Consider the following 2553-nt stretch of genomic DNA (forward strand, 5'->3'; position numbering starts at 1 on the left):
CTCAGCTTCAGATGCTTAAGATTTAGATCATAGTAATGATCTAGTTGTTCTTGTGTGTTATCGGTTGCCAATGGCATCTCCTTTCTTGTTGCAGCTAACGCCCAAGCTCACCTGCCGCTATGGAGCGCTAGCGGAATAGCGGTCAGGTGCAGCGATTTGTTATGCATTCATTTTACTTTCTTTACTACATAGTTCCTATTTAAACCCATAATATTTTAATGCTGCTTCTGTTAAGACTTGGGTTGCAACTGAAATCCCAACTTTCCAAGTTCCGTTAGCAGCCTTTTTAAGATTTTCTAATAACCATGTCTTTGCTCGTAAACCAAAAGGCTCATCTTTTCCAGCAGGTTCTTCGCTAGCAAGAATCTCTGAAAAAACTTTTGCGTCATCTTCTGGAATACCCGATTCTACAAGATAACGAATCAATGAATCATTATCACCTTTCCCCACAGAAATAATAAACTGTGCTCCATCACCTGTAGTTATATTAGTCACATTTCCATATATCACTTGGGTTGAGATCTTGTTAATTTCTTCCGAATTCACTTTATTTATTTTCAAACTACCAAAAGTTATTTTTGTCGCTTCTGGAAAAGTTTTTTCAATCTGGATTGTTAATTCCAGTATTCTATTTTTTACTGAATGCCGTATTTCGGCAAAAGCCGCTCTTGACACTGTTCCTCTAATCTCATTACACGCATAATCAGGATATATTTTACCTTGTAATAATAGAATGAGATCCGATGCATCTATTTCAAGTGAGCCGCCTTTGTCCGATGAAGCATTAAGTAATTCATCGATCGCAGCAATGCTTTCACGCACTTGGTATCTTGTCCATTGTTTTCCAGCAAATTTTTCAATCAGATATGATGGAATGGGAGCGTTTTTAATACCAGACCCAAATGGACCAGAGAATGTACCTCTATATGAAACCCCAATAATTCGATAAGGTGGCACCTCAATATCAGTTGGGTAACCTTCTGATTCGTATTTTACCCATTCTTCCAATGATACGCTACCCAAGCGTGCTGCCAATAAACGTAATTTGAGCAATACTGGTCCAATATCAGCATCAGATTGTACAATGGATTCCTGTATTTCGTATAATAAACTCATTTTCAACAACAAATTTTATTATCTTTAAGGCATCCCTTCATTATGCATAACGTCACGGGTCACTTGCCGCTGTGAAGCGCCAGCGGAACAGCGGTCAAGTGGACCCAATTGTTATGCATTAAAGTCCAATAACCCTATTCCAATCGGCAATATACATGTACATTCTTTGGAACTCGCTTGGCAATAGCATCCTATTATGCGCTATGAAGTTTCTTGCTTTTTCAAGCTCATCCATTCTCTGTTTTAGCCAATGCTGGGAGGGAATAATATCTTCAAAGTGCTCCCATTTGCTGATAATGAGTTGAGCCAAATGCCCAAAATCTATAAAACCCAACAGATCCATTTTTTCTCCCTCTAGCCACGAATCTTTGAAAGCTGTTTCTTGTCTTTTTTCTGCAAATTCCTTAATTTTCACTGGAATATTTTCTATCCAATTAGGCCCTTCTTTCTCAGAAAGGGTTTCACGTATAAAATCTCTAATTTGATTTTCAAAACAATGCAGAACAGCATAAAGCCTAGCCATTTCTAAGGCATTATTTCTTCTAGTAACAGGAAAAGGAGCTATAGCTTCTGTTAGTAATTGTTGTTCAGCATTTCGTAGGTCAGCCCCAATTTGTATTCCTGCTGCCTGAAACGTTCTTGCCTCGGCTTCAAACATCAAACCTCTAAATAAAAAATCTCTTAAATCTTTATACTTCAAAGAGATGCTCCTTCAATGATTTAAAAATAGCATTGTAAACCTCTATGTCTTTCGTAGCTGGTAAATGTATCTGAATATTATAGTGCAAACTAGGATGGCTGATAGCAGGAGTTGGTAAATTTTCGGTTTTGGAGACAGAAATCTTTTCGGCCTCCTTATTCCCATCTTGCTTTTTTGCAACGCTTATTTTTGATTCCGATAAATGATCCAAATCAGCAAGGCCGAGCAAAGCATAAAAAGTGTTCATCATATGTTTGGCAACATTATCACTAACATTATGAAAGCTTTTAAATTTTCCTTGAACCATCTCCTTGTCAGCATCTGTTGGTTTTTCCTTAATTAAAAATATGTCTGAATATGCTTCCTTCAAAGCTTCGGCCATAACCTTCTTCGACTTTGAGTAATCCCTGTATTCATGATATCGAGATGTTGGCTTTCCATCCGGCGACAAAAACCCTAATTCTTTTAGTATTGGAATAAAAGCTCTATGGTTAGAAGAGGTAAAGCCTAAATCCTTTAAAAGTTGTTGAGTAAACCTTTCAGGAGCCTGGCCTTCCCTGATCTTTGAGAAAAAATCTGGTAGTTGACCATATGCCATTGTGTAAGCTTTAGATAAACTCATTGAATATCTCCTTTTGCATAACGTTTTGGCTAACTTGCCGCAGGATTGCGGGACAGAGACTTTGAACAACCAAAGAACTTGATGCGGGCTTCAAAACTTGAAGAACCGCACAGCC

At 38.0% G+C, this 2553-nt stretch carries 3 protein-coding genes; all 3 read right to left on the minus strand.

Translation table 11 applies throughout. The features are described from left to right. Positions 1-195: 195 nt before the first annotated feature. Positions 196-1116, minus strand: coding sequence for a hypothetical protein (locus D6734_13025; protein RMF92101.1), 921 nt, complete (start codon positions 1114-1116; stop codon positions 196-198). A gap of 118 nt (positions 1117-1234) precedes the next feature. After that, complete coding sequence (locus tag D6734_13030) at positions 1235-1774, minus strand: hypothetical protein (protein RMF92103.1); 540 nt, start codon at positions 1772-1774, stop codon at positions 1235-1237. 31 nt (positions 1775-1805) lie between these two features. Continuing rightward, a complete protein-coding gene (locus D6734_13035) occupies positions 1806-2438 on the minus strand; it encodes a hypothetical protein (GenBank protein RMF92102.1) in 633 nt (210 codons plus the stop codon). Positions 2439-2553 lie beyond the last annotated feature (115 nt).

Source organism: Candidatus Schekmanbacteria bacterium (assembly GCA_003695725.1).
GTDB lineage: Bacteria > Schekmanbacteria > GWA2-38-11 > GWA2-38-11 > J061 > J061.

What these genes read in the sequence shown, in the direction of transcription:
- D6734_13025 (RMF92101.1), bottom strand. Translation starts at nt 1,116, where the DNA reads ATGAGTTTATTATACGAAATACAGGAATCCATTGTACAATCTGATGCT.
- D6734_13030 (RMF92103.1), bottom strand. Translation starts at nt 1,774, where the DNA reads ATGTTTGAAGCCGAGGCAAGAACGTTTCAGGCAGCAGGAATACAAATT.
- D6734_13035 (RMF92102.1), bottom strand. Translation starts at nt 2,438, where the DNA reads ATGAGTTTATCTAAAGCTTACACAATGGCATATGGTCAACTACCAGAT.